Origin of the sequence: Kribbella sp. NPDC048915 (genome assembly GCF_040649595.1) — a bacterium.
In the GTDB taxonomy this organism is placed as follows: domain Bacteria; phylum Actinomycetota; class Actinomycetes; order Propionibacteriales; family Kribbellaceae; genus Kribbella.
In genome coordinates this window covers 49,246-66,983 of the sequence record NZ_JBEZFT010000020.1, presented here as the reverse complement: position 1 = coordinate 66,983, position 17,738 = coordinate 49,246, and the positions used below count along the sequence as shown (strand labels likewise).

General features: G+C 69.1%; 19 protein-coding genes. 11 read left to right on the top strand and 8 right to left on the bottom strand.

The window, feature by feature from the left end:
* Window positions 1–6: 6 nt before the first annotated feature.
* Together AB0B82_RS13660 and AB0B82_RS13655 are read right to left on the bottom strand one after the other, a co-directional pair.
* Complete coding sequence (locus tag AB0B82_RS13660) at window positions 7–612, bottom strand: glycerophosphodiester phosphodiesterase (RefSeq protein ID WP_360166536.1); 606 nt, start codon at window positions 610–612, stop codon at window positions 7–9.
* Window positions 609–1,565, bottom strand: a complete 957-nt coding sequence (locus AB0B82_RS13655; RefSeq protein ID WP_360166533.1) for a lysylphosphatidylglycerol synthase domain-containing protein — start codon at window positions 1,563–1,565, stop codon at window positions 609–611. Before AB0B82_RS13655 ends, AB0B82_RS13660 begins: the two co-directional genes overlap by 4 nt.
* A 188-nt stretch (window positions 1,566–1,753) precedes the next feature.
* Here AB0B82_RS13655 and AB0B82_RS13650 point away from each other — a divergent pair, with 188 nt between their 5' ends.
* A complete protein-coding gene (locus tag AB0B82_RS13650) occupies window positions 1,754–2,575 on the top strand; it encodes a phosphatase PAP2 family protein (RefSeq protein ID WP_360166530.1) in 822 nt (273 codons plus the stop codon).
* Here AB0B82_RS13650 and AB0B82_RS13645 read toward each other — a convergent pair.
* Both AB0B82_RS13645 and AB0B82_RS13640 read right to left on the bottom strand, forming a co-directional pair.
* Window positions 2,532–3,866, bottom strand: coding sequence for a GGDEF domain-containing protein (locus tag AB0B82_RS13645; RefSeq protein ID WP_360166527.1), 1,335 nt, complete (start codon window positions 3,864–3,866; stop codon window positions 2,532–2,534). The genes AB0B82_RS13650 and AB0B82_RS13645 overlap by 44 nt on opposite strands.
* Window positions 3,867–4,161: 295 nt before the next feature.
* Window positions 4,162–4,368, bottom strand: coding sequence for a hypothetical protein (locus AB0B82_RS13640; RefSeq protein WP_360166525.1), 207 nt, complete (start codon window positions 4,366–4,368; stop codon window positions 4,162–4,164).
* A 179-nt stretch (window positions 4,369–4,547) separates the two neighbouring features.
* Between AB0B82_RS13640 and AB0B82_RS13635 the strand changes: the two genes are divergently transcribed.
* The gene (locus AB0B82_RS13635; RefSeq protein ID WP_360166522.1) at window positions 4,548–4,823 is read left to right on the top strand and encodes a DUF1876 domain-containing protein; all 276 of its coding nucleotides are present in this window, start codon (window positions 4,548–4,550) and stop codon (window positions 4,821–4,823) included.
* Window positions 4,824–4,880: 57 nt separating this feature from the next.
* Here AB0B82_RS13635 and ppk2 read toward each other — a convergent pair whose 3' ends face one another.
* Window positions 4,881–5,693, bottom strand: a complete 813-nt coding sequence (gene ppk2, locus AB0B82_RS13630; RefSeq protein WP_360166519.1) for a polyphosphate kinase 2 — start codon at window positions 5,691–5,693, stop codon at window positions 4,881–4,883.
* Window positions 5,694–5,846: 153 nt separating this feature from the next.
* On the opposite strand from ppk2, the gene gap reads away from it, so the two are divergent.
* The 3 genes from gap to AB0B82_RS13615 are packed head-to-tail and all read left to right on the top strand — an operon-like array spanning window position 5,847 to window position 8,047.
* Entirely contained in the window at window positions 5,847–6,854 is a 1,008-nt protein-coding gene (gene gap / locus AB0B82_RS13625; protein WP_360166516.1) for a type I glyceraldehyde-3-phosphate dehydrogenase, read from the top strand.
* 16 nt (window positions 6,855–6,870) lie between these two features.
* Window positions 6,871–7,764, top strand: coding sequence for a fructose-bisphosphate aldolase (locus tag AB0B82_RS13620; RefSeq protein WP_360166513.1), 894 nt, complete (start codon window positions 6,871–6,873; stop codon window positions 7,762–7,764).
* A gap of 40 nt (window positions 7,765–7,804) precedes the next feature.
* Window positions 7,805–8,047 carry an SHOCT domain-containing protein gene (locus tag AB0B82_RS13615; protein ID WP_360166510.1) on the top strand — a complete coding sequence of 81 codons (243 nt, stop codon included), beginning with the start codon at window positions 7,805–7,807 and terminating at the stop codon, window positions 8,045–8,047.
* Window positions 8,048–8,094: 47 nt separating this feature from the next.
* Here the strand turns inward: AB0B82_RS13615 and AB0B82_RS13610 are convergent, their stop codons facing one another.
* The 3 genes from AB0B82_RS13610 to AB0B82_RS13600 all read right to left on the bottom strand — a co-directional run bounded on the left by AB0B82_RS13610 (window position 8,095) and on the right by AB0B82_RS13600 (window position 9,758).
* Window positions 8,095–8,451: a hypothetical protein gene (locus tag AB0B82_RS13610; protein ID WP_360166507.1), complete on the bottom strand. Its 357-nt coding sequence runs from the start codon at window positions 8,449–8,451 to the stop codon at window positions 8,095–8,097.
* Window positions 8,452–8,602: 151 nt separating this feature from the next.
* Window positions 8,603–9,103, bottom strand: a complete 501-nt coding sequence (locus AB0B82_RS13605; RefSeq protein ID WP_360166504.1) for a DUF1579 family protein — start codon at window positions 9,101–9,103, stop codon at window positions 8,603–8,605.
* Entirely contained in the window at window positions 9,066–9,758 is a 693-nt protein-coding gene (locus AB0B82_RS13600; RefSeq protein ID WP_360166501.1) for a hypothetical protein, read from the bottom strand. Before AB0B82_RS13600 ends, AB0B82_RS13605 begins: the two co-directional genes overlap by 38 nt.
* A gap of 244 nt (window positions 9,759–10,002) precedes the next feature.
* Here AB0B82_RS13600 and AB0B82_RS13595 point away from each other — a divergent pair, with 244 nt between their 5' ends.
* From AB0B82_RS13595 to hrpB, 6 genes are all read left to right on the top strand, one after another.
* Complete coding sequence (locus AB0B82_RS13595) at window positions 10,003–11,676, top strand: SulP family inorganic anion transporter (RefSeq protein ID WP_360166498.1); 1,674 nt, start codon at window positions 10,003–10,005, stop codon at window positions 11,674–11,676.
* A gap of 103 nt (window positions 11,677–11,779) precedes the next feature.
* Window positions 11,780–13,234 carry a glycosyl hydrolase family 65 protein gene (locus tag AB0B82_RS13590; protein WP_360166495.1) on the top strand — a complete coding sequence of 485 codons (1,455 nt, stop codon included), beginning with the start codon at window positions 11,780–11,782 and terminating at the stop codon, window positions 13,232–13,234.
* Between the two features lie 186 nt (window positions 13,235–13,420).
* The gene (locus tag AB0B82_RS13585) at window positions 13,421–13,567 is read left to right on the top strand and encodes a hypothetical protein (protein ID WP_360166492.1); all 147 of its coding nucleotides are present in this window, start codon (window positions 13,421–13,423) and stop codon (window positions 13,565–13,567) included.
* Window positions 13,564–14,139 carry a hypothetical protein gene (locus AB0B82_RS13580; protein WP_360166489.1) on the top strand — a complete coding sequence of 192 codons (576 nt, stop codon included), beginning with the start codon at window positions 13,564–13,566 and terminating at the stop codon, window positions 14,137–14,139. The genes AB0B82_RS13585 and AB0B82_RS13580 overlap by 4 nt, the downstream gene beginning before the upstream one ends.
* Window positions 14,140–14,282: 143 nt before the next feature.
* Window positions 14,283–15,068, top strand: coding sequence for a methyltransferase domain-containing protein (locus AB0B82_RS13575; protein WP_360166486.1), 786 nt, complete (start codon window positions 14,283–14,285; stop codon window positions 15,066–15,068).
* Between the two features lie 31 nt (window positions 15,069–15,099).
* A complete protein-coding gene (hrpB, locus tag AB0B82_RS13570) occupies window positions 15,100–17,607 on the top strand; it encodes an ATP-dependent helicase HrpB (RefSeq protein ID WP_360166483.1) in 2,508 nt (835 codons plus the stop codon).
* Window positions 17,608–17,738: the final 131 nt, after the last annotated feature.

Sequence of the window (17,738 nt, the reverse complement as noted above, 5' to 3'; positions counted from 1 at the left end):
CCGGCGTCACCACGCCGTCCCGATCACGCCGTCGACTCGGAGCCGGCTCGCGTGATCGCGGTCCTGGTCGGTGTCCACCGGCCAGGTGAAGACAACCTCGGCCGCCTGCCGGAGCTCGGCGACCAGTTGCGGCGTCAGCAGCCGCCGATGGACACAAACGCCGTACGGCGGTGCGCCGCGGCGGAGGCGGTGACGTAGCCGCTGGACCCCGCGACGGCTGCCGGCCGACAGCACGACGCGGACGTGGGGCAGGTGCCGGAACGCGGAGAGCATCCACCAATGCTGTGTGCACACAGTGATCGGTGTGTCCGGCAGGACTGCGGCGAGCCGGGGCACCAGGCGCGGATGGATGCCCTTGAGATCGAGCATCAACCGCGGATCGCCGGCGGCCGCGGCGAGGAGCTCATCCACCTGAGGCACCGTGCGACGCCGTACCAGCTCGTGTCGCTCCCACAGGAACCACGGGCCGAGCGTCTTGTGATGGCGGACCTCGAGCCTGCCCCGGTAGGCATGGATGTCCGCCTCGACCAGATCGGCGCCGCCGTCGAGCGCGGCCCGGAGGGTGGTCAGGTCGTTGCCTGCTCGGTGCGCGATCACCAGCGGTTGCGTCATGACGTCTCCGGATGCGGCTCGGTGAACCAGCCGCGCCAGCGCAGGAACAGCAAACTGCCACCGAGCAGCAAAGCCGGAACCCAGTACAGCAACGCGGTCAGGGCAACCGCGCCGAACGCGGCCGTCCACGAGACACCGATCGCTGCCAGGCCGGCGACCAGCGCACCTTCCCGGGGGCTGGCGCCATGCACCCCGGGCAGCACGCCCGCGAGCTGGCTCGCGCCGAACACAGCCACCAGTTGCAGCGCTGAGACCGAGCCCCCGACCGCGGAGATCGAGGCGAACAGCAGGCCGAGGATCGTCGCCTGATAGCCGATCGACAACAGGATCCCGAAGGCGAAGACCTTCGGTGACGGCCATGGCCAGCGCGCGGTCAGGCTCGGGCGGCGGCGCCGGACGAGCAGGGCCACCGCGAGCACCAGCGCGGCGGATCCGGCCGCGATCGCGATAACCGTCGCGGGCAGTGTCACGCCGGTGACCAGCACAGCGGCGATCAGTCCGATGGCGCCGACGAACCGGTCGAGCGCGACTTCGGCGGCCGCGCTGGACCGCCGGACACCGACCTTCTCCAGCCGATGGACCCGCCACAGATCGGCTCCGGCGTGCCAGGGCGAGATCAGGCCGATCACCTCACTCTCCGCATAGGCGCGGAGATGCCAGCGACGCGTCCGGCCGCTGGTCGAGATCGCGTGCCACCGCAACGGGCACAGAACGTACTTGCCGATCGCGAACGGCAGCAGACCGAGCGCGGCGGGAAGTACGGCGGTGTCCGGAACGCGGTCGACGTTCCACAGCGACAGCGCGACCGCAGCGACCAGTACGGCGACGCGGACACCACGGTGCGCGACGACGGCGCGTACACCGCGCGCAACGCGACGTACGACACCATTGGCAACACCATCAACAACACGGTGTGGGCGACCGTGTACACGGGGCTGACGGCCCACTGTCATAGAGGGGTTCCTTCCGGGCCTGGCGTTCAACTATCCGGAAGATAGCGGACCCGCGCAAGGGCCATCAGCCTGGCGGGTGGGGCGATCCGGCCCTGGTCCTGGCGTGCGAAAGGACGTAATTGTGGAAGGGAAGGTGTGCAGAGGGGGAGGGGGCGGCGGTGCTACACGCGAGCAGCCGGAAGCGGCAGGTGGCCCGTGAGGTGGTGCTGATCACGGCTGCGATCGTGCTGTACTTCGGTGTTCGCGGGCTGATGACGAGCCGGGTCGACGTCGCCTTCCGAAACGCCGGCTACGTCATCGACCTCGAGCGTGCGTTCGGGGTCTTCGTGGAGCCGGAACTGCAGCGCGCGGTGATCGGGCACGGCTGGCTGGTCGAGCTGCTCGGCTACATCTACATCTACGGTCATTGGCCGGTCCTACTGAGCACGTTGCTGTGGTTGCTGGTCTGGCATCGCGAGGCGTACCGGCTGTTCCGCAACGCGATGCTGATCTCCGGTGGTGTCGGGCTGGTGATTTTCGCGTCGTTCCCAGTGGCGCCGCCGCGGTTCCTGACCGAATGCGGGTTCGCGGACACCGTCACCGAGCGGACCTCGGCGTACCGGGTGTTGCAGCCGCCGGCCTTCGTGAACCAGTACGCCGCCGTACCGAGCCTGCACTTCGGCTGGAACCTGTTGATGGGGATCGCGCTGGTGCTGCTCGGCGGCCACTGGATCATCCGTTTGTTCGGCTGGGTGATGCCGATCCTGATGTTCGCGGCGATCGTGCTGACGGCCAACCACTTCGTCTTCGACGGCGTGGCCGGCGGCGCGCTCGCCCTCCTCGGCCTGTACGCCGCGACGCGGATCAGCGGCGGCGGAATGCCAGGCGCCAGATCAGCGGGCCTTGCTCGACGGAGGCCACGGCACAGCTCTCGGGGGCGCGCTGCCGCAGTTCGGTTCGTCTCCGCTCCGCACCGCGTCGTTTCGATCAGGCGGGGTGCGGGGTGTCCGGCGTCCGATCGGGGGCCGTGACGACCCGGTTGCGACCTGCCTTCTTCGCAGCGTACGTCGCGGTGTCGGCGGCGAGGATCAACTGCTCGAGGGTGGTGCCGGACGCGGGATACGTCGCCACGCCGACCGAGCAGGTCAGCTCCGACAGCTCGACCTTGCCGCCGGGGGAGTTGACCGGGATCCGGAGGCCCTCGACCAAGGTGCGGAGCCGTTCACCGGTGGCGACCGTGTCCACGGCGTCGCCGGCCGGCAACAGTACGGCGAAGACCTCACCGCCGAACCGCGCGACCAGGTCGTCGGCGCGCAACTCGCGGCTGAGGGTGTTCGCAACCGCCTTCAGGACCTGGTCACCGGCGAGATGACCGTACGCATCGTTGATCGACGTGAAGCGGTCGAGATCGAGGAAGACGATTCCGAGCGGAGTGTTCGTGCGCTCGGCCCTGGCGAGCTCCTTGCGCGCCAGTTCGTGCCAGAACACGCTGTTCGCCAGACCGGTCTGCGGATCCGTGCGCGCCGCGGTTTGGAACTGCCCGACGAGCAGCGCGCGATGCAGCCCCAGGATCGTGAGCAGCAGCACCACGACGACCCACGGTTCGTGCCGCAACAGGCTGGCTGCCGCGACCCCGAGCCCGAGCGAGCCGGCGACGATGGCCTGGTCGCTCAACCGGCCCAGAGCCGCCCTGGCGTTGGCCTCCGGGTTCGACAGCAGGACCGCGCCGACAACCAGCGCGTAGTTGGTGAACCAGTAGGCCAGTCCGGCGACTGTGACGGCGAACAGCCCGACGATGCCGGCTGGATACCCGGGGTAGCTGTCGGCGTCGATCGCGACCAGGCAGACACCCGCGGCCGCGCCGGCCAGGACGATCGTCGCGGCGGAGAAGAGCCAGCGGTGCGGTGTCACCCTGCGCAGCCGGAACCACGAATGGGCGTAGGTGAGCGCGATCAGCAGCCCCGCGAGCGGCGGCGGCAGCACGAGGACGCCGGCGAACGTCCACATGCCCTTGAGGTTGACGTACGGCACGCCCTCGGCGGCGACTTCGCGTAACCGCTCGATCCCGCGCGCGCCCTCGATGTGGATGGCCGAACCGACCGCGAGGACGGCCAGCCACAGCCAGTCCCGCCGGTGGACGTCGACGAACTGCAGGGTGCCGATCAGGACAGCGAACGCGGCGATATCGACGACCAGGACGTACCCGATCACCACGCGCGGAGCCGACCACAGCGACCACTGGGTCGGCCGCCAGGCGCGCGCACGCTCGCGATCGGTGCGCCGACGCTGCCGCCACCGTCGCCAATGCCGGATACTCGACACCGGAAGTAACCCCCACAAGCCTCACTTGCCGTCGTACCAGGGTAGCCGAGAACTAACCCAAGGTCACCGCCCCAACCCTGGCCGCCCGGGTCCGGCGGATGCGTCCTGGAGGAGGTGTCCCGCCATGCGCAACAACGACTGGCACTGATCTCACCCCGCGCGCGCGAACACCCCGGCCCGTGCGGTTCCGGAACATGTGCGGTCCCGGAACCTCCGCGACCGCGGACCTGTCCGGTGACCGGGACACGCGCGCCTGACCATGGCGAGAGGAGCCACCTGCCGCGGCTCCTCTCGCCTACTTTTCGGACGGTGCCGTACGACGCCGGACGTCCGCACCGGGAGCTTCGGGCTGCTTCGGCGTACCGCTCGAGCGGCGGCTCTCGCGGTAGGTCTCGACGCCGAGGTGACGGATCAGTGCCTGCGTCGCGGTGGTCGAGCCCCGGCGGGTGGCGGCGGAGCGTCGGACGTCCCGTTGGATGCGGCTCTTCTCGAGGTCGCTCATGACTCACTCCTTCCTCGCACTCCCAGCCAACATGCCGCGCCCGGCGCCGGGACAGGGCAGAAGTTCCCGTCCGCGGTGGACCGGAGGGCCCTGGCTCGCGGGCCTCCGGTTTCCGACCATGACAGTGACGGCGGAGCCGGCAGGCGGCGACGGCCGGGCAGCTCGGGAGGGCGGACGCGATGACCACGACCAGGCGCTGGAGAGTCGACATCTTTGTGGACGAGTACGAGGACGAGCGGATCACCCGTGCGGAGGCTCGTCTGCACACCAACGACCGGACGAGTCTGGTCGGCCGCGGCACCGCCCGCCGTAATCCCGCGGACAGCGACGTCCCCGAGATCGGCGACGAGCTGGCCGTGGCGCGAGCCCTCTCGGACCTGGCCCACGAACTGCTGCACGCGGCCGCGACCGACATCGAGGCGATCACTCACGAGCGCGCCCGCCTGCACAGCTGACCCGAGCTGACTCGAGCAGATCCAGTCGGTACGTCGTCCGCGCGGAGCTGCCTGTCCTCAGTGGTGGTGATGGGATTCTTCGCGGAGCCGGGCGGCGTGGTCGGGGACGTGGGTCTGCAGTTCGCGCGGCGTGCGTTCGTAGCCTTTCGACGGCGGGCGCGGCGGTAGTGCGAGCGGCAGTCGCTGGACCTCGTGGTACGGGATCGTCGACAGCAGGTGGGCGATCATGTTGATCCGGGCGGAGCGCTTGTCCTCGCTCTCCACGACGTGCCACGGCGCCTCGGGGATGTCGGTGTGGACGAACATCTCGTCCTTGGCGCGCGAGTAGTCCTCCCAGCGGGTGATCGACTCCAGGTCCATCGGGGACAGTTTCCAGCGCCGCATCGGGTCCTCGAGGCGGCTGCGGAAACGGTTCTCCTGTTCGCTGTCGCTGACCGAGAACCAGTACTTGCGTAGCAGGATGCCGTCCTCGACCAGCAGTCGCTCGAAGATCGGGCACTGGTGCAGGAACCGCGCGTACTCCTGGTTCGTGCAGAACCCCATCACGTGCTCGACGCCGGCGCGGTTGTACCAGCTGCGGTCGAACAGGACGATCTCGCCGCCGGCCGGCAGGTGCTCGACGTACCGCTGGAAGTACCACTGACTCTGCTGGCGATCGGTCGGTGCGGGCAGCGCGACGATCCGGGCGACACGTGGATTCAGGTACTGCGTGACGCGCTTGATCGTGCTGCCCTTGCCGGCCGCGTCGCGCCCCTCGAACACTACGACGACCCGGGCCTTCTCGACCCGCACCCACTCCTGCAGTTTCACCAGCTCGGCCTGCAGCCGCAGCAGCTCGCGCTCGTACCGCTTCTTCGGCAGTCGCTCCATTCCAGCACGATACGGCGCGGTCACGTCCTGCGCGGTCACCGTCCTGCGCTGCATGGACCGAAGGACACCGGAGCGGGGACCTTCGGCCCTGCTCGGCGCCGCGCCGGCATGGATGGATGGGAAGCGAGGAAACCATCGGCCGAAGGGGAGATCATGGCTGTCCGCGTGGGGATCAACGGGTTCGGACGCATCGGGCGCGACTATCTGAGGTGTCTGCTCGACCGCGGATCCAGCGGGATCGAGGTGGTCGCGATCAACGACGTCGCGGCGCCCGCGACACTCGCGCACCTGCTCCGCTACGACTCGACGTACGGTCCCCTGCAGCAGGAAGTGGGCTGGGGCGAGGGCGTGATCACGGTCGACGGCCACAGCATCCGGGCGACCGCGGTGCGGGAGCCGGCGGACGTCGAGTGGTCCGCGGTCGGCGTCGACATCGTGATCGAGTCGACCGGCAAGTTCCGCACCCGCGAAGCCGCCGGGGCACATCTCGCGGCCGGGGCACGCAAGGTGATCCTGTCGGTGCCGGGCAAGGACGTGGACGCGACCGTCGTCCTGGGTGTCAACGAGGACGACTACGACCCGGCGACCCATGACGTCATCTCGAACGCCTCGTGTACGACGAACTGCGTGGCACCGATGGTGTCGGTGCTGCACCGGGCGTTCGGGATCGAGCACGGCATGATGACGACGATCCACAGCTACACCAATGACCAGGTGCTGCTCGACACGCCGCACAAGGACCTGCGGCGCGGACGGTCCGGCGCCGCCAACCTGATCCCGACGAGCACCGGCGCCGCCCGCGCGGTCGGGCTCGTGATTCCGGAGCTGGCCGGCAAGATCGACGGCGTCGCCGTCCGGGTGCCGGTCGAGGACGGCTCGCTCACGGACCTGTCGGTCCAGGTGTCCGAGGCGGTCGGCGTCGAGCAGGTGAACCGGGTCTTCGCCGATGCAGCGGCCGGTCCGCTGAAGGGGATCCTGCGCTACACCGAGGATCCGATCGTGTCCCGCGACATCGTCGGCGACCCGGCGTCGTGCATCTTCGACGCGCAACTGACCCAGGTCCAGGACCGGTTGGTCAAGGTCTTCGGCTGGTACGACAACGAGTGGGGCTACACGAGCCGCCTGCTGGACCTGACCGAGCTCGTCGCCGCCGCACTGTGACGTGGGGGTGACGATCATGCAGAAGCGTGCAGCATTGAGCGAGCTCGGCCTGAGCATCGGCAAGAAGGCCCGGCTGCGCAGGATCCTGTTCGACTACGGTCTGCGGAACGGGACGGCGTTGTTCCTGCCGTACGACCAGGGCCTCGAGCACGGACCGCGGGACTTCTTCGCGAACCCGGAGGCGTCGGATCCGCGGTACATCATGAAGCTGGCGGTCGCCGGGGAGTTCAACGGCGTCGCGATCCAGATCGGGCTGGCGGAGAAGTTCTTCTGGGAGTACGCCGGTGAGATCCCGCTGATCCTCAAGCTGAACGGCAAGACCGACATCCCGTCCGACGCGGCGGCGTTGTCGCCGGTGCATGCCGGTGTCGAGGACGCCGTACGGCTCGGGGCCGACGCGGTGGGTTACACGTTGTACGTCGGTTCGCCCGCGCAGGAGGCGGATTTCGCCCAGTACCGGACGATTCGCGCCGACGCGCAGCGGCTCGGGATGCCGCTGATCGTGTGGGCGTACCCGCGCGGTGAGGCGATCGAGGCGAAGGGCGGCAAGGACTCGTTCTACGCCGTCGACTACGCGGCACGGGTGGCGAGCGAGCTGGGTGCGGATGTGGTGAAGGTGAACTTCCCGCGTCCGGACCGGCGCGACCACGTGAGGCCGCCGTACGAGGAGATCTTCTCGCCGCAGCAGGCGATCGATCATGTGGTGCGCTCGGCGAACCGGACGCTGGTGCTGGTGTCCGGCGGCGAGCGGGCCGGCGACGAGGCGATGTACCGCAAGGCTGAGCAGGCGATGGACGCCGGCGGGCTGGGGCTGATCTTCGGCCGGAACGTCTGGCAGCGCGGGTACGACGACTCGCTGAACTTCATCGACGGCCTGAAGGAAATCCTCGTCCAGCACCCCAGCGAGTGACCGGCTCGACACACGTCCGCCCGAAGGAGGGTGACCGACGATGATGCACACGATGGGCGCTTCGATGTTCTGGTGGATCGCGGCGCTGGTCTTGTGGGCCCTCGTGCTCGGCGGCACCGCGTGGGCGGCGGTCGTGATCATCGGCCGGACCCGCCGGCAGCCGCCGCGCTCGCTGCCGTCGCCGCTGGACATTCTGGAACGCCGTTTCGCCGCCGGTGAGATCACCGCCGAGCAATTCGACGAAGCGCGGGCGCGGCTGCGCGAACACCAACTCGACATCTGAGCGCAATGCCGGTCACTGTGCCTGTCGCGCCCAGGAGGTAAGGACGCTCAGGAGGCGTCTTCGTAGGTCCGCTCGAAGCGCAGCGCTACCTGGCCGAGGGCGCGCAGCGCGGCGACGGTCTCGGCGACCTCGAGGTGGGACTGGACGGTGGGCACGGTGTTGAACAGGTCGTTGCGCAGGTCCTCGAGTCTGTTGAGCAGGTGCTCGATCTCGTCGACGACGATCGCGTCGTACGTGCGCTGCGCGTCGAGCAACGGGAGGATGCGACCGCGGAATGCGGCCAGCGTGTACTGAGCTTCGGCGAGCCGTCGCTCTTCCAGGAACCAGTTCTCGGCCAGGCTGCTCTCAGCGATCTGCTGGAGCTCGCGCTCCCACTGATCGACTTCCGCCCGCAGTGTGCTCATGACGACCTCCACCCCTTTCACTTCCCAGCATCGCCGCCTTTGGCCGCTCGGGCTGCGGGCCAGGGTCCCGACCTGGAAGGGCTTCCGGCTGGCGAGGAGGGGCCGCTTGGCCTCAGCGGACGGCCGATGCTTCAGTGGATGGCTGTTGGCTTCAGCGGATCGTCGTGCAGTGGTACGTCTCGACGAGCTGGTACGGGCGTCCCGCGACGGAGACCTCGTTGCGCCAGGTGATCGTGCCGTCGTCGACGAGCTGCCAGGTGAGCCGGAGCCGGACGGGCGGGTCGCCGATGCTCCGGAACGTCAGGGTGTCGCCAGCGATGCTGCCGGACAGTAGTTCGACATGGCCGTAGTTGTCGGCCACCGAGGCGCGGTATTCGCCGGCTTGCGGATCCCAGCCGGCCACCCAGTGCAGGTCCCAGCGGAGGACGAAGGTCCCGTCGGTGAGGTATTGGTCCTGCTGGTAGTCGCCGACGATCCACAGACCGTCCTGAATGGTGTGGTGCCGGCCCTCGCCGACTGCGGACATCGCCGGACTGCCGGGCCCCATGCCGTCGGCTTCGATCGTGCCGGTCCAGCGGACGTCGCGGTGGAACGCCGCCAGGCGACGCATTTCGTCACCGGCCGCGACGGGGAGTGGAACCGCGATGGTCATCACCAGCCTCCTCCTGGGTGGATGCTTCGGAGCCCGACTGTTCGCCGAAGCGGATCAGGGTGTAATTGAGGCAATCGGCGCGGATGTCGTGCGCGGTCGCGGTCAGCAGGACGCGTTCGAGGGCGACGCCGGCCTGGATCTGGTCCGACGGGCTGGCGCCGCGGGTTACGACGGTTGCGAGCTCGTCGACCGGCAGCCAGGTCAGGTGAGCGTCCTCGAGCGCGGCGGCCCGTTCGAGCAGGCGCCGTACTCGCTGATCGGGAGGCGTCGGCGGGCGCACCAGGTGACGCGACAGGATCGCCGTGTACAGCTGCTGCAGCTCCTGATCGGGCAGGCCGGTGGGCTGGACGAGCATGCGGGCCGCGAGCGTCGGATTGCTGAGGTACGGGTACAGACTGACCCAGCTGTCGTAGCTGAGCGCGGCGGCGGCACAGCGCAGGTTGAAGATCGTGGCACCGGTCGCGATCCGCTGGACCCGCGCGTCGGGATCGCCCGCGATGCGCGTGTGGTCCAGGTAGATGTCGAGCAGGTTGCCGTCGATTTCGATGCGCCATGCGCGAGGAACCTGCAGCGTCGGGGCGACGTCGGCAGCGTTCAGCAGGACGCCGAGTGCGGCGGACGTCAGCGGATTGGTCATGCCGTGGCGTGCTGTCATCGAAGCCATCTCCGACCGGCGATCGTTTCGTTCCTACTCACCACGCTGCCGCCCGGCGGCGACCGCGGACGCGGTCGAAGGCCCTGACTCCGCCAGGCCCTCGGTCCTGACTGCTGTGCCAACTGCTGTGCTGGCTGTTGTGTCGGCTGTTGTACCGCCGGTTGTGTCCGCGGGTTGTGTCGCGCGGTCGTCGGTGAGGTGAGAATGGCCTTGGGGGGGACCGACGCTGTTCGGGGGCCAGGTGATGACGTTCTCGGTGCCAGGGATCGCGACGCTGCGTGCGTACCGGCTCAGCTGGCTGCGACCGGACGTGGTCGCGGGGCTCACGGTCGCCGCGTACTTCGTGCCGCAGGTCATGGCCTACGCGCAGCTGGCTGGGCTACCGGCCGTCGCTGGTCTGTGGGCCGCGCTGCCACCGATCGTGCTGTACTTCTTCCTCGGATCTTCGCGACTTCTCTCGCTCGGCCCCGAATCGACGACCGCCCTGCTGACCGCCACCGCGATCGCTCCGCTGGCCGGCGGCGATCCGGCCCGGTACGCCGGACTGGCCGCCCTGCTCGCCCTGGTGGTAGGTGCGGTGTGCCTGATCGCGTGGGCCACACGTCTCGGCTTCCTCGCCGACCTGCTGTCGAAGCCGGTGCTCGTCGGCTACATGGCCGGTATCGCCGCGATCATGATCACCAGCCAACTCGGGCGTCTGACCGGTGCGCCAGTCGAGGGTGATTCACCGGCGACGGAATTGTGGTCCGCGATGACGCTCATCGGCGAGTGGCAGGTCGCTCCGGTGGTGCTCTCGGTGCTCTCGATCGCGGCACTGCTGGCGCTCGCGCGCTGGACGCCTCGGCTGCCTGGTCCGATCATCGTGGTCGCGGTCGCCGCGTTCGTGACCTGGGCCGTCGGCCTGGACGGTCATGGGGTGCCCGTCGTCGGCGCGGTGCCGACCGGGCTACCGGGGCTCCAGTGGCCCGATGTCAGCGTGGGTGACGTGACGCAGTTGTTCCTCCCAGCTGTGGGAGTCGCGATCGTCGGCTACACCGACACCGTGCTGACCGGCCGGGCGTTCGCGACCCGTGGCGGCGAACGGATCGATCCCAACCGGGAGTTTCTCGTCATGGGAGTGTCGAACGTCGCGGTCGGCGTGGCGCAGGGGTTCCCGATCAGTTGCAGCAGCAGCCGGACCGCCCTCGCCGATGCCGCCGGGGCACGGACCCAGGTGTACTCGCTCGCGGCCGGAGGAGCCATTCTCGCGACCTTGCTGTTCGCCGGGTCGCTGCTCTCGACGTTCCCGATCCCCGCGCTGGGCGCCTTGGTGGTGTACGCCGCATTGCGGTTGATCGAGGTACCCGAGTTCAAGCGGATCGCGTCGTTCCGCCGCAGCGAGCTGGTGCTGGCGTTGGCGACGATCCTCGGGGTGATCACGTTCGGTGTCTTGCGGGGCGTCCTCGTCGCGGTGGGGTTGTCGGTCCTCGACGTACTGCGCCGGGTCGCGCGGCCGCACGACGGCATCCTCGGGTATGTGCCTGGTATCGCGGGTATGCACGACATCGACGACTACCCGGACGCCCGCGCCGTACCCGGTCTGGTGGTGTACCGGTACGACTCGCCGTTGTTCTTCGCGAACGCCGATGACTTTCATCGGCGGGCACTGGCCGCGGTGAACGATGCTCCGGCGCCGGTGCGCTGGTTGCTTCTGAACGCGGAGGCCAACGTCGAGATCGACATCACGGCGATCGACGCCCTGGACACCCTCCGCGAGGAGCTCGCCGCCCGGGGCATCGTGCTCGCGCTCGCGCGGGTCAAGCAGGATCTTCGCGACGACCTCGAGGCGGCCGGCTTCCTCGACCGCCTCGGCCCTGACCGCGTGTTCTACACGCTCCCCACCGCCGTCGAAGCCTTCCACCGCGAAACCGGCACCTGACGTTCCCCAGAGTCGACCCCTTTCCTTGCACGAGTCCTGGCGCCAGCATGCGGTTGCCTCACCGGCGGAGAATGTTCGGGGTCGGGTTTGATGGAATGGGCGGATGACGACAACAGACTCGTGGCCGACGCTGCAGTTCGGGAATCCGGAGAGCCAGGCGCTCTACGGGACGACGTACGAGGTGGCGCTCGAGAACCTGCTGAAGACCAACACCGTCCCGTTCGGCGCGATCTACGCCCGGAGCGGGCTGATGGATCCGGCGGTCGGCATGGTCCGCGCCGGCGGCGGCTACGAGCAGCCGTGGACCCGGGACGCGACGATCAACAGCTGGAACGCCACCAGCCTGCTGGCGCCGAAGCTGGCCGCGAACACCCTGTGGGCGGTCGTCGAGAAGGATGCCGACGGCAAGCTCAGGGTGCAGCAGGACAGTCAGCAGTGGGACCAGGTGGTGTGGGTGGTCGGCGCCTGGCACCACTATCTGGTCACCGGCGACCGGGAGTTCCTGGCGCGTGCGTACGAGGTCGTCACGAACACGCTGGCGTTCCGGGAGCAGGCCACGGTCTTCGGCCGCTCGGAGCAGTACGGCTTGTTCACCGGTCCGTCGTTCTTCAACGACGGCGTGTCCGGCTTCCCGGCGCCGACGGCTGACGCGCGCGAGTCGCTCGGCAGCGAGAGTACGTCGTACCCGGATGTCGTGTCGGGCATGTACCTCAGCACCAACGCGCTGTACTACGCCGCCTACACGCGCGCGGCGGACATGGCTGACGTGCTCGGCGTACCGGGAGACGACCACCGCGGCAAGGCGGCGGCGATCAAGCAGGCGGTGAACCAGTACTTCTGGAATCCGCAGACCGGCAGCTACAACTACGAGCTCAGGGCCGACGGCACGCCGGGTGTCTACCAGGAAGGCGCAGGGCTCGCGTTCGTGCTGCTGTTCGGGATCGCCGACGAGGTGCAGGCCAGTGCGCTGATCTCGAACGCGCAGCGGATGACCTGGGGGATGCCTGACACCTATCCGCACTGGGCGCGGTACTCGGACGCTGAACCTGGGCGGCACAACGGGATCGTCTGGCCGCTCGTGCAGGGGCTCTGGGCGAAGGCGCTGGCGGGTCGCGGCGAGGTCGAGGAGTTCGCGACCGAGACCAGGCTGCTCGCGGAGCTGGTCAGGAACAGCGGCGGTTTCTGGGAGATCTACAACGGCAACACCGGCGCGGTCGACGGCGGCCACCAAGGCGCGAGCGGCGTACTGAAACGCCATTGGGCCTCGGAGCCGGACCAGACGTGGTCGGCGACCGCCTTCATCGACATGATGCACACCGGACTGTTCGGCATGACCTTCGACGACCGCGGTCTCACGTTCACGCCGTCCCTCCCGTCCGGCTGGGGTGAGGTCACACTGAGCGGCTTGCGGTACCGCGACGCCGTGCTGACGGTGACTCTTCGCGGCACGGGCACCGTCATCCGCGCCTTCGCCGTCGACGGCTCGCCCAACCAGGTCTTCGGCGTACCAGCGTCCCTCCAGGGCCACCACACGATCGACATCACCCTGAACCCATGACATGTCCGGTAGCTGCCATGCACTGACTCGATGAGGTGTCCCGCGCTAGCTTGAACTCGACTTGCCGGTGAGTTCGCGAGGGAGCGGCTGTGGTCGAAGGACGGGCGACCAGGTGGCTCACGCTGCTCGCGGTCGTGTTGGGGGGCGGTGCTTCTCGTGTACTGGTGGCAAGGACGGAGGCCTGACGTGGCGGACGAGCTCGACAAGGCTCGCTCGGGCAAGGCGTACGGCGAGGCGAAGCCGTACGTGGGTGGCGGGCCACAGCCGATCGTGATCTTCATGGCGGACGAGGTCGGAAAGCTCCTCGGCAACCTGGTCAGCGTGAACCGATGAAGTGGCTCAAGGCGATCGTGGTGATCGCGGTCCTGGCCGCCGGTGGGTTGTATGTCGTCGAGTGGTGGATGGGGCGGCTGCCGGACCGGCCGTACGACCTGGTGGACGCGTGCGCGGGCAAGACGTATGAAGACGCGAAGCCGTACGCCGGCAGCGGTCCGCATCCGATCGCGATCTTCAAGGACGACGAGGACGCGGTACTGCAGCACGAGACGGTTTTTCTGGACGGCAACACGACGTGGAAACCGTCGGACCCGGAGAAGGCGAGCGAGGTCCAGCTCGTCGCCTGTCTGAAACTCATCTCGGCGAACGAGAGAACCGGTGCGACTGATTGTGCGTACGGCCCCGGTGGGATCGCCGCGACCGAAACCCTGCCGATGCTGCGCGCGACGTATCAGGTGCGCGTGTACGAACTTCGCACCCACCGGGAGATCCGCTCGACCCGCATCGAAGGTCTGGACACGGAATGCCGGAGCATGATCATCGCGGGCCGCAAAACCAGGTTGCTCAGCGAGCCGACGCCGGACCAGTGGCAGAACCTTCTCGCGGACCTTGTCTACGGCAACCGGTGAGTCCGATCGGGTTCAGGCCGTGGCCCGATCCAGTGGCAGTAACTGCTCGTCAACCTGGTGCGCAACAACCATGATCTGCGGCCGCGCCGGCGTCGGTGTACGTCGCACTGGGGCCGGTCGTCCGGGAGAGTTACGGTAGGCGGGTGACAGTTGATCCGGTGGCGCACAATCGCTTGGCGTGGGACCTTCAGGTTGAGAGCGGGAACGAGTGGTCGCGCCCGGTGTCGGCCGAGACTGTCGCGCGGGCTCGCGCCGGTGATTGGTCGGTTGTTCTGATCGGGTACCGGCCGGTCGACCGGGCGTGGTTCCCCGCGGATCTGGCGGAGGTGGAGATTCTCTGTCTGGCCTCCGGTGGTGGGCAGCAGGGGCCGACGCTCGCCGCGGCCGGTGCGCGAGTCACGGTGTTCGACAACTCGCCGCGGCAGCTCGCTCAGGATCAGCTTGTCGCCGAGCGCGAAGGGCTGGAACTGCGCACGGTGCTGGGGGACATGCGCGACTTGTCGGAGTTCGCCGACGCCTCGTTCGACCTCGTCTTCAACCCGGTTTCCAACCTGTTCGTGCCGGAACTCGAACCTGTGTGGCGCGAATGCTTCCGGGTACTGCGGCCGGGCGGCAGCCTGTTGTGCGGATTCCTCAACCCGGACGTGTATCTGTTCGACAACGAGGCACTGGACACCCGCGGCGAGTTGATCGTCCGCCATCGCCTGCCGTACAGCGACCTGACGCACGTCCCGGCCGAGGAACGCGAACGGCTCTGGGGAGCCGACGCGCCGCTCGAGTACAGCCACACGATGGCCGAGCAGCTCGGCGGGCAGCTCGCCGCCGGCTTCGTGATCACCGGGTTCGAGGAAGCCCCGCACCATTCCGACGCCACCGCCGGCTGGCTGCCCGGGTACTTCGCCACGCGCGCGCTCAAACCCGTGGCGTAGTACGGCCGTGCCGGTCGGATAGCGTCGGGGCGTGTTGCTGCCTGATTCGTCGGTGCCTGGGGCTGATCTGCCCGTGCGGGCGGTTCTGCCTGCCACGGTGGAGGCGGTGCGGTCGCACGGTACGGCGGTCCTCGTAGCACCGCCCGGATCCGGTAAGACGTCGCTGTTGCCGCTCGCGCTGGGCGACGCGCTCGAGGGCACGATCGTCGTGGCCGAGCCGCGGAGGCTGGCGACCCGCGCGGCCGCGAGCCGACTGGCGACGCTGGTCGGCGAACCGCTCGGCGGTCGGATCGGCTACGCGATGCGCGGCGAACGTAGCGGCGGCCGCGGACTCCGCGTCGAAGTGGTCACGACCGGGCTCCTGGTACGGCGTCTGCAACAGAACCCCGACCTGCCGGGCGTCGCAGCGATCGTGATCGACGAGTGCCACGAGCGGCACCTCGACGCCGATCTGCTGCTCGCGTTCGGCGTCGACATCCGGACGAACCTCCGCGACGACCTGGCGATCGTTGCGACCTCGGCCACCCCGGACACAGCTCGGCTGAGCCGCGCGCTCAGCAGCGGCGACGGTCCGGCCCCGGTGATCACCGCGTCGGCCGCGCTGTACGACGTCGCCGTCGAGTGGACCCCGCCAGCGATCCCCGTGCCGCTACTTCCCGGTGGGCGGGTCGATCCGCGCCTGCTGGATCACGTCGCGGCCGTCGTACGGCGGGCCTGGACCGAGGACGACGGTGACATCCTCGTGTTCGTCCCGGGGGAGCGCGAGATCGACGGTGTGACGCGCCGGCTGGCAGATCTGAACGTACTGCCGCTGTTCGGTCGTCAGTCGAAGGCGGAGCAGGACCGGGCGTTGACACCGACCGCGACCCGCCGGATCGTGGTCACGACGTCGGTCGCGGAGAGCTCGCTGACGGTCCCGGGGATTCGGGTCGTGGTCGACTCGGGTCTTGCCCGGGAGCCGCGCACCGATCAGTCCCGTGGCCTCGGCGCGCTGGTCACCTGCCGGGTGTCGAAGTCGTCGGCCGACCAGCGAGCGGGTCGCGCCGGGCGGGAGGCGCCGGGCCGGGTCTATCGCTGCTGGTCCGCTACCGATCACACGCATCTCGACGATCATCCGGCGCCGGAGATCGCCACCGCCGATCTGGCGGCGTTCGCGCTCGACCTCGCGGCGTGGGGCGCGCCGAGTGGGGACGGTCTGACGCTGCTGGACGCCCCGCCGGTCGTCGCGATGACCGCGGCGACCGAGTTGCTGCGCCGCCTCGGCGCCGTTGACGAAGACGGCCGGATCACTCCGAGGGGCCGGCGGATGGCGGCCCTCGCGACGCATCCCCGGTTGGCGCGTGCGCTGCTGGACGGGGCGCCGCGCGTTGGTCCGGACCGCGCCCGCGAGATTGTTGCGATGCTCTCCGACGACTCCGGCCGCGACGTCGGCAACGATCTGCCGGCGCGCTTGCGGGCCCTGCGCCGCGGCGACGATCGCGGCGCCACGGCTCGCTGGCGAGACGAGGTACGACGCCTCGACCGCGGCGAACCATGGGCGGCACCAATGGACAGCCGGGTGGCGGACGACCTCGCGGTGGGGATGGTGGTGGTGCTGGCGTATCCGGATCGGATCGCGCGGACCCGCGGCGCCGACTCGACGTCGTACCAGATGGCCAACGGCACGGGCGCCGCGCTCGATCCGCAGTCGCCGTTGCGTGGTACGACGTGGCTGGCGATCGCGGCCGCCGACCGAGCTCCTGGTCGCGCCGACGCCAGGATCCGCTCCGCGGCGCCGATCGACGAGCGGACCGCCCGGGACCTCGCCGGTGAGTTGGTCTCGACCACCGACCGGATCCGTTGGGAGGACGGCCGGATCATCACGCGCCGGGTCGAGACGCTTGGAGCGATCGTGCTCAACGACGTCCCGCTGGCCGATCCCGATCCCGTGCTCGTCCAGGCGGCGGTCCGCGAGGGGATCCGGCGCAGCGGTTTGACCGTACTGCGTTGGTCGGAGGCTGCTGTGTCGTTGCGGGAACGGCTCGCGTTCTGCCACGCCCATCTCGGAGCGCCGTGGCCCGCGGTCGAGGACGAAGCACTGCTGGCCGATCTGGACTCTTGGTTGGGTGTCGAGCTCGCCTCGGTGCGCGGCGCCCGCGACCTTGCCCAGATCGACGTGAGGTCGGCGCTCCAACGCCTCTTGCCCTGGCCGGCAGCGACCCGGTTCGGCGAACTCGCACCGGAACGGCTCGAGGTCCCGTCAGGCTCCCAAGTGCGGCTGGCGTACGACGGCGCCGAGCCGCCGGTCCTCGCGGTCAAACTGCAGGAAGTCTTCGGCTGGACCAGGACACCGACCGTCGCAGACGGCCGTGTCCCGGTCGTCCTTCACCTCTTGTCTCCCGCCCGCCGCCCGGTCGCGATCACCAGCGATCTGGCCTCGTTCTGGCAGCAGGGGTACCCCCAAGTGCGCGCCGACCTTCGAGCGCGCTACCCCCGGCATCCGTGGCCCGAAGACCCGCTCACCGCGACGCCGACGAAACGCACGAACCCGCGCGGGTGAACCGGCGTCGCGGGATCCTTGAATCATCAACGGATCCGCACCGACTCGGCGGATTGCACGACCGAGCTGACCTGGGAGAACCGAGGCCTGGAGGGCCCGGTCACGGCAAGTTCCGCTTCTTCTTCCCGGTG

Excerpts from the sequence above, each read along its gene's own strand:
- AB0B82_RS13660 (WP_360166536.1), bottom strand. The coding sequence starts at position 612 with ATGACGCAACCGCTGGTGATCGCGCACCGAGCAGGCAACGACCTGACC.
- AB0B82_RS13655 (WP_360166533.1), bottom strand. The coding sequence starts at position 1,565 with ATGACAGTGGGCCGTCAGCCCCGTGTACACGGTCGCCCACACCGTGTT.
- AB0B82_RS13640 (WP_360166525.1), bottom strand. The coding sequence starts at position 4,368 with ATGAGCGACCTCGAGAAGAGCCGCATCCAACGGGACGTCCGACGCTCC.
- AB0B82_RS13635 (WP_360166522.1), top strand. The coding sequence starts at position 4,548 with ATGACCACGACCAGGCGCTGGAGAGTCGACATCTTTGTGGACGAGTAC.
- ppk2 (WP_360166519.1), bottom strand. The coding sequence starts at position 5,693 with ATGGAGCGACTGCCGAAGAAGCGGTACGAGCGCGAGCTGCTGCGGCTG.
- gap (WP_360166516.1), top strand. The coding sequence starts at position 5,847 with ATGGCTGTCCGCGTGGGGATCAACGGGTTCGGACGCATCGGGCGCGAC.
- AB0B82_RS13620 (WP_360166513.1), top strand. The coding sequence starts at position 6,871 with ATGCAGAAGCGTGCAGCATTGAGCGAGCTCGGCCTGAGCATCGGCAAG.
- AB0B82_RS13615 (WP_360166510.1), top strand. The coding sequence starts at position 7,805 with ATGATGCACACGATGGGCGCTTCGATGTTCTGGTGGATCGCGGCGCTG.
- AB0B82_RS13610 (WP_360166507.1), bottom strand. The coding sequence starts at position 8,451 with ATGAGCACACTGCGGGCGGAAGTCGATCAGTGGGAGCGCGAGCTCCAG.
- AB0B82_RS13605 (WP_360166504.1), bottom strand. The coding sequence starts at position 9,103 with ATGACCATCGCGGTTCCACTCCCCGTCGCGGCCGGTGACGAAATGCGT.
- AB0B82_RS13600 (WP_360166501.1), bottom strand. The coding sequence starts at position 9,758 with ATGACAGCACGCCACGGCATGACCAATCCGCTGACGTCCGCCGCACTC.
- AB0B82_RS13595 (WP_360166498.1), top strand. The coding sequence starts at position 10,003 with ATGACGTTCTCGGTGCCAGGGATCGCGACGCTGCGTGCGTACCGGCTC.
- AB0B82_RS13590 (WP_360166495.1), top strand. The coding sequence starts at position 11,780 with ATGACGACAACAGACTCGTGGCCGACGCTGCAGTTCGGGAATCCGGAG.
- AB0B82_RS13580 (WP_360166489.1), top strand. The coding sequence starts at position 13,564 with ATGAAGTGGCTCAAGGCGATCGTGGTGATCGCGGTCCTGGCCGCCGGT.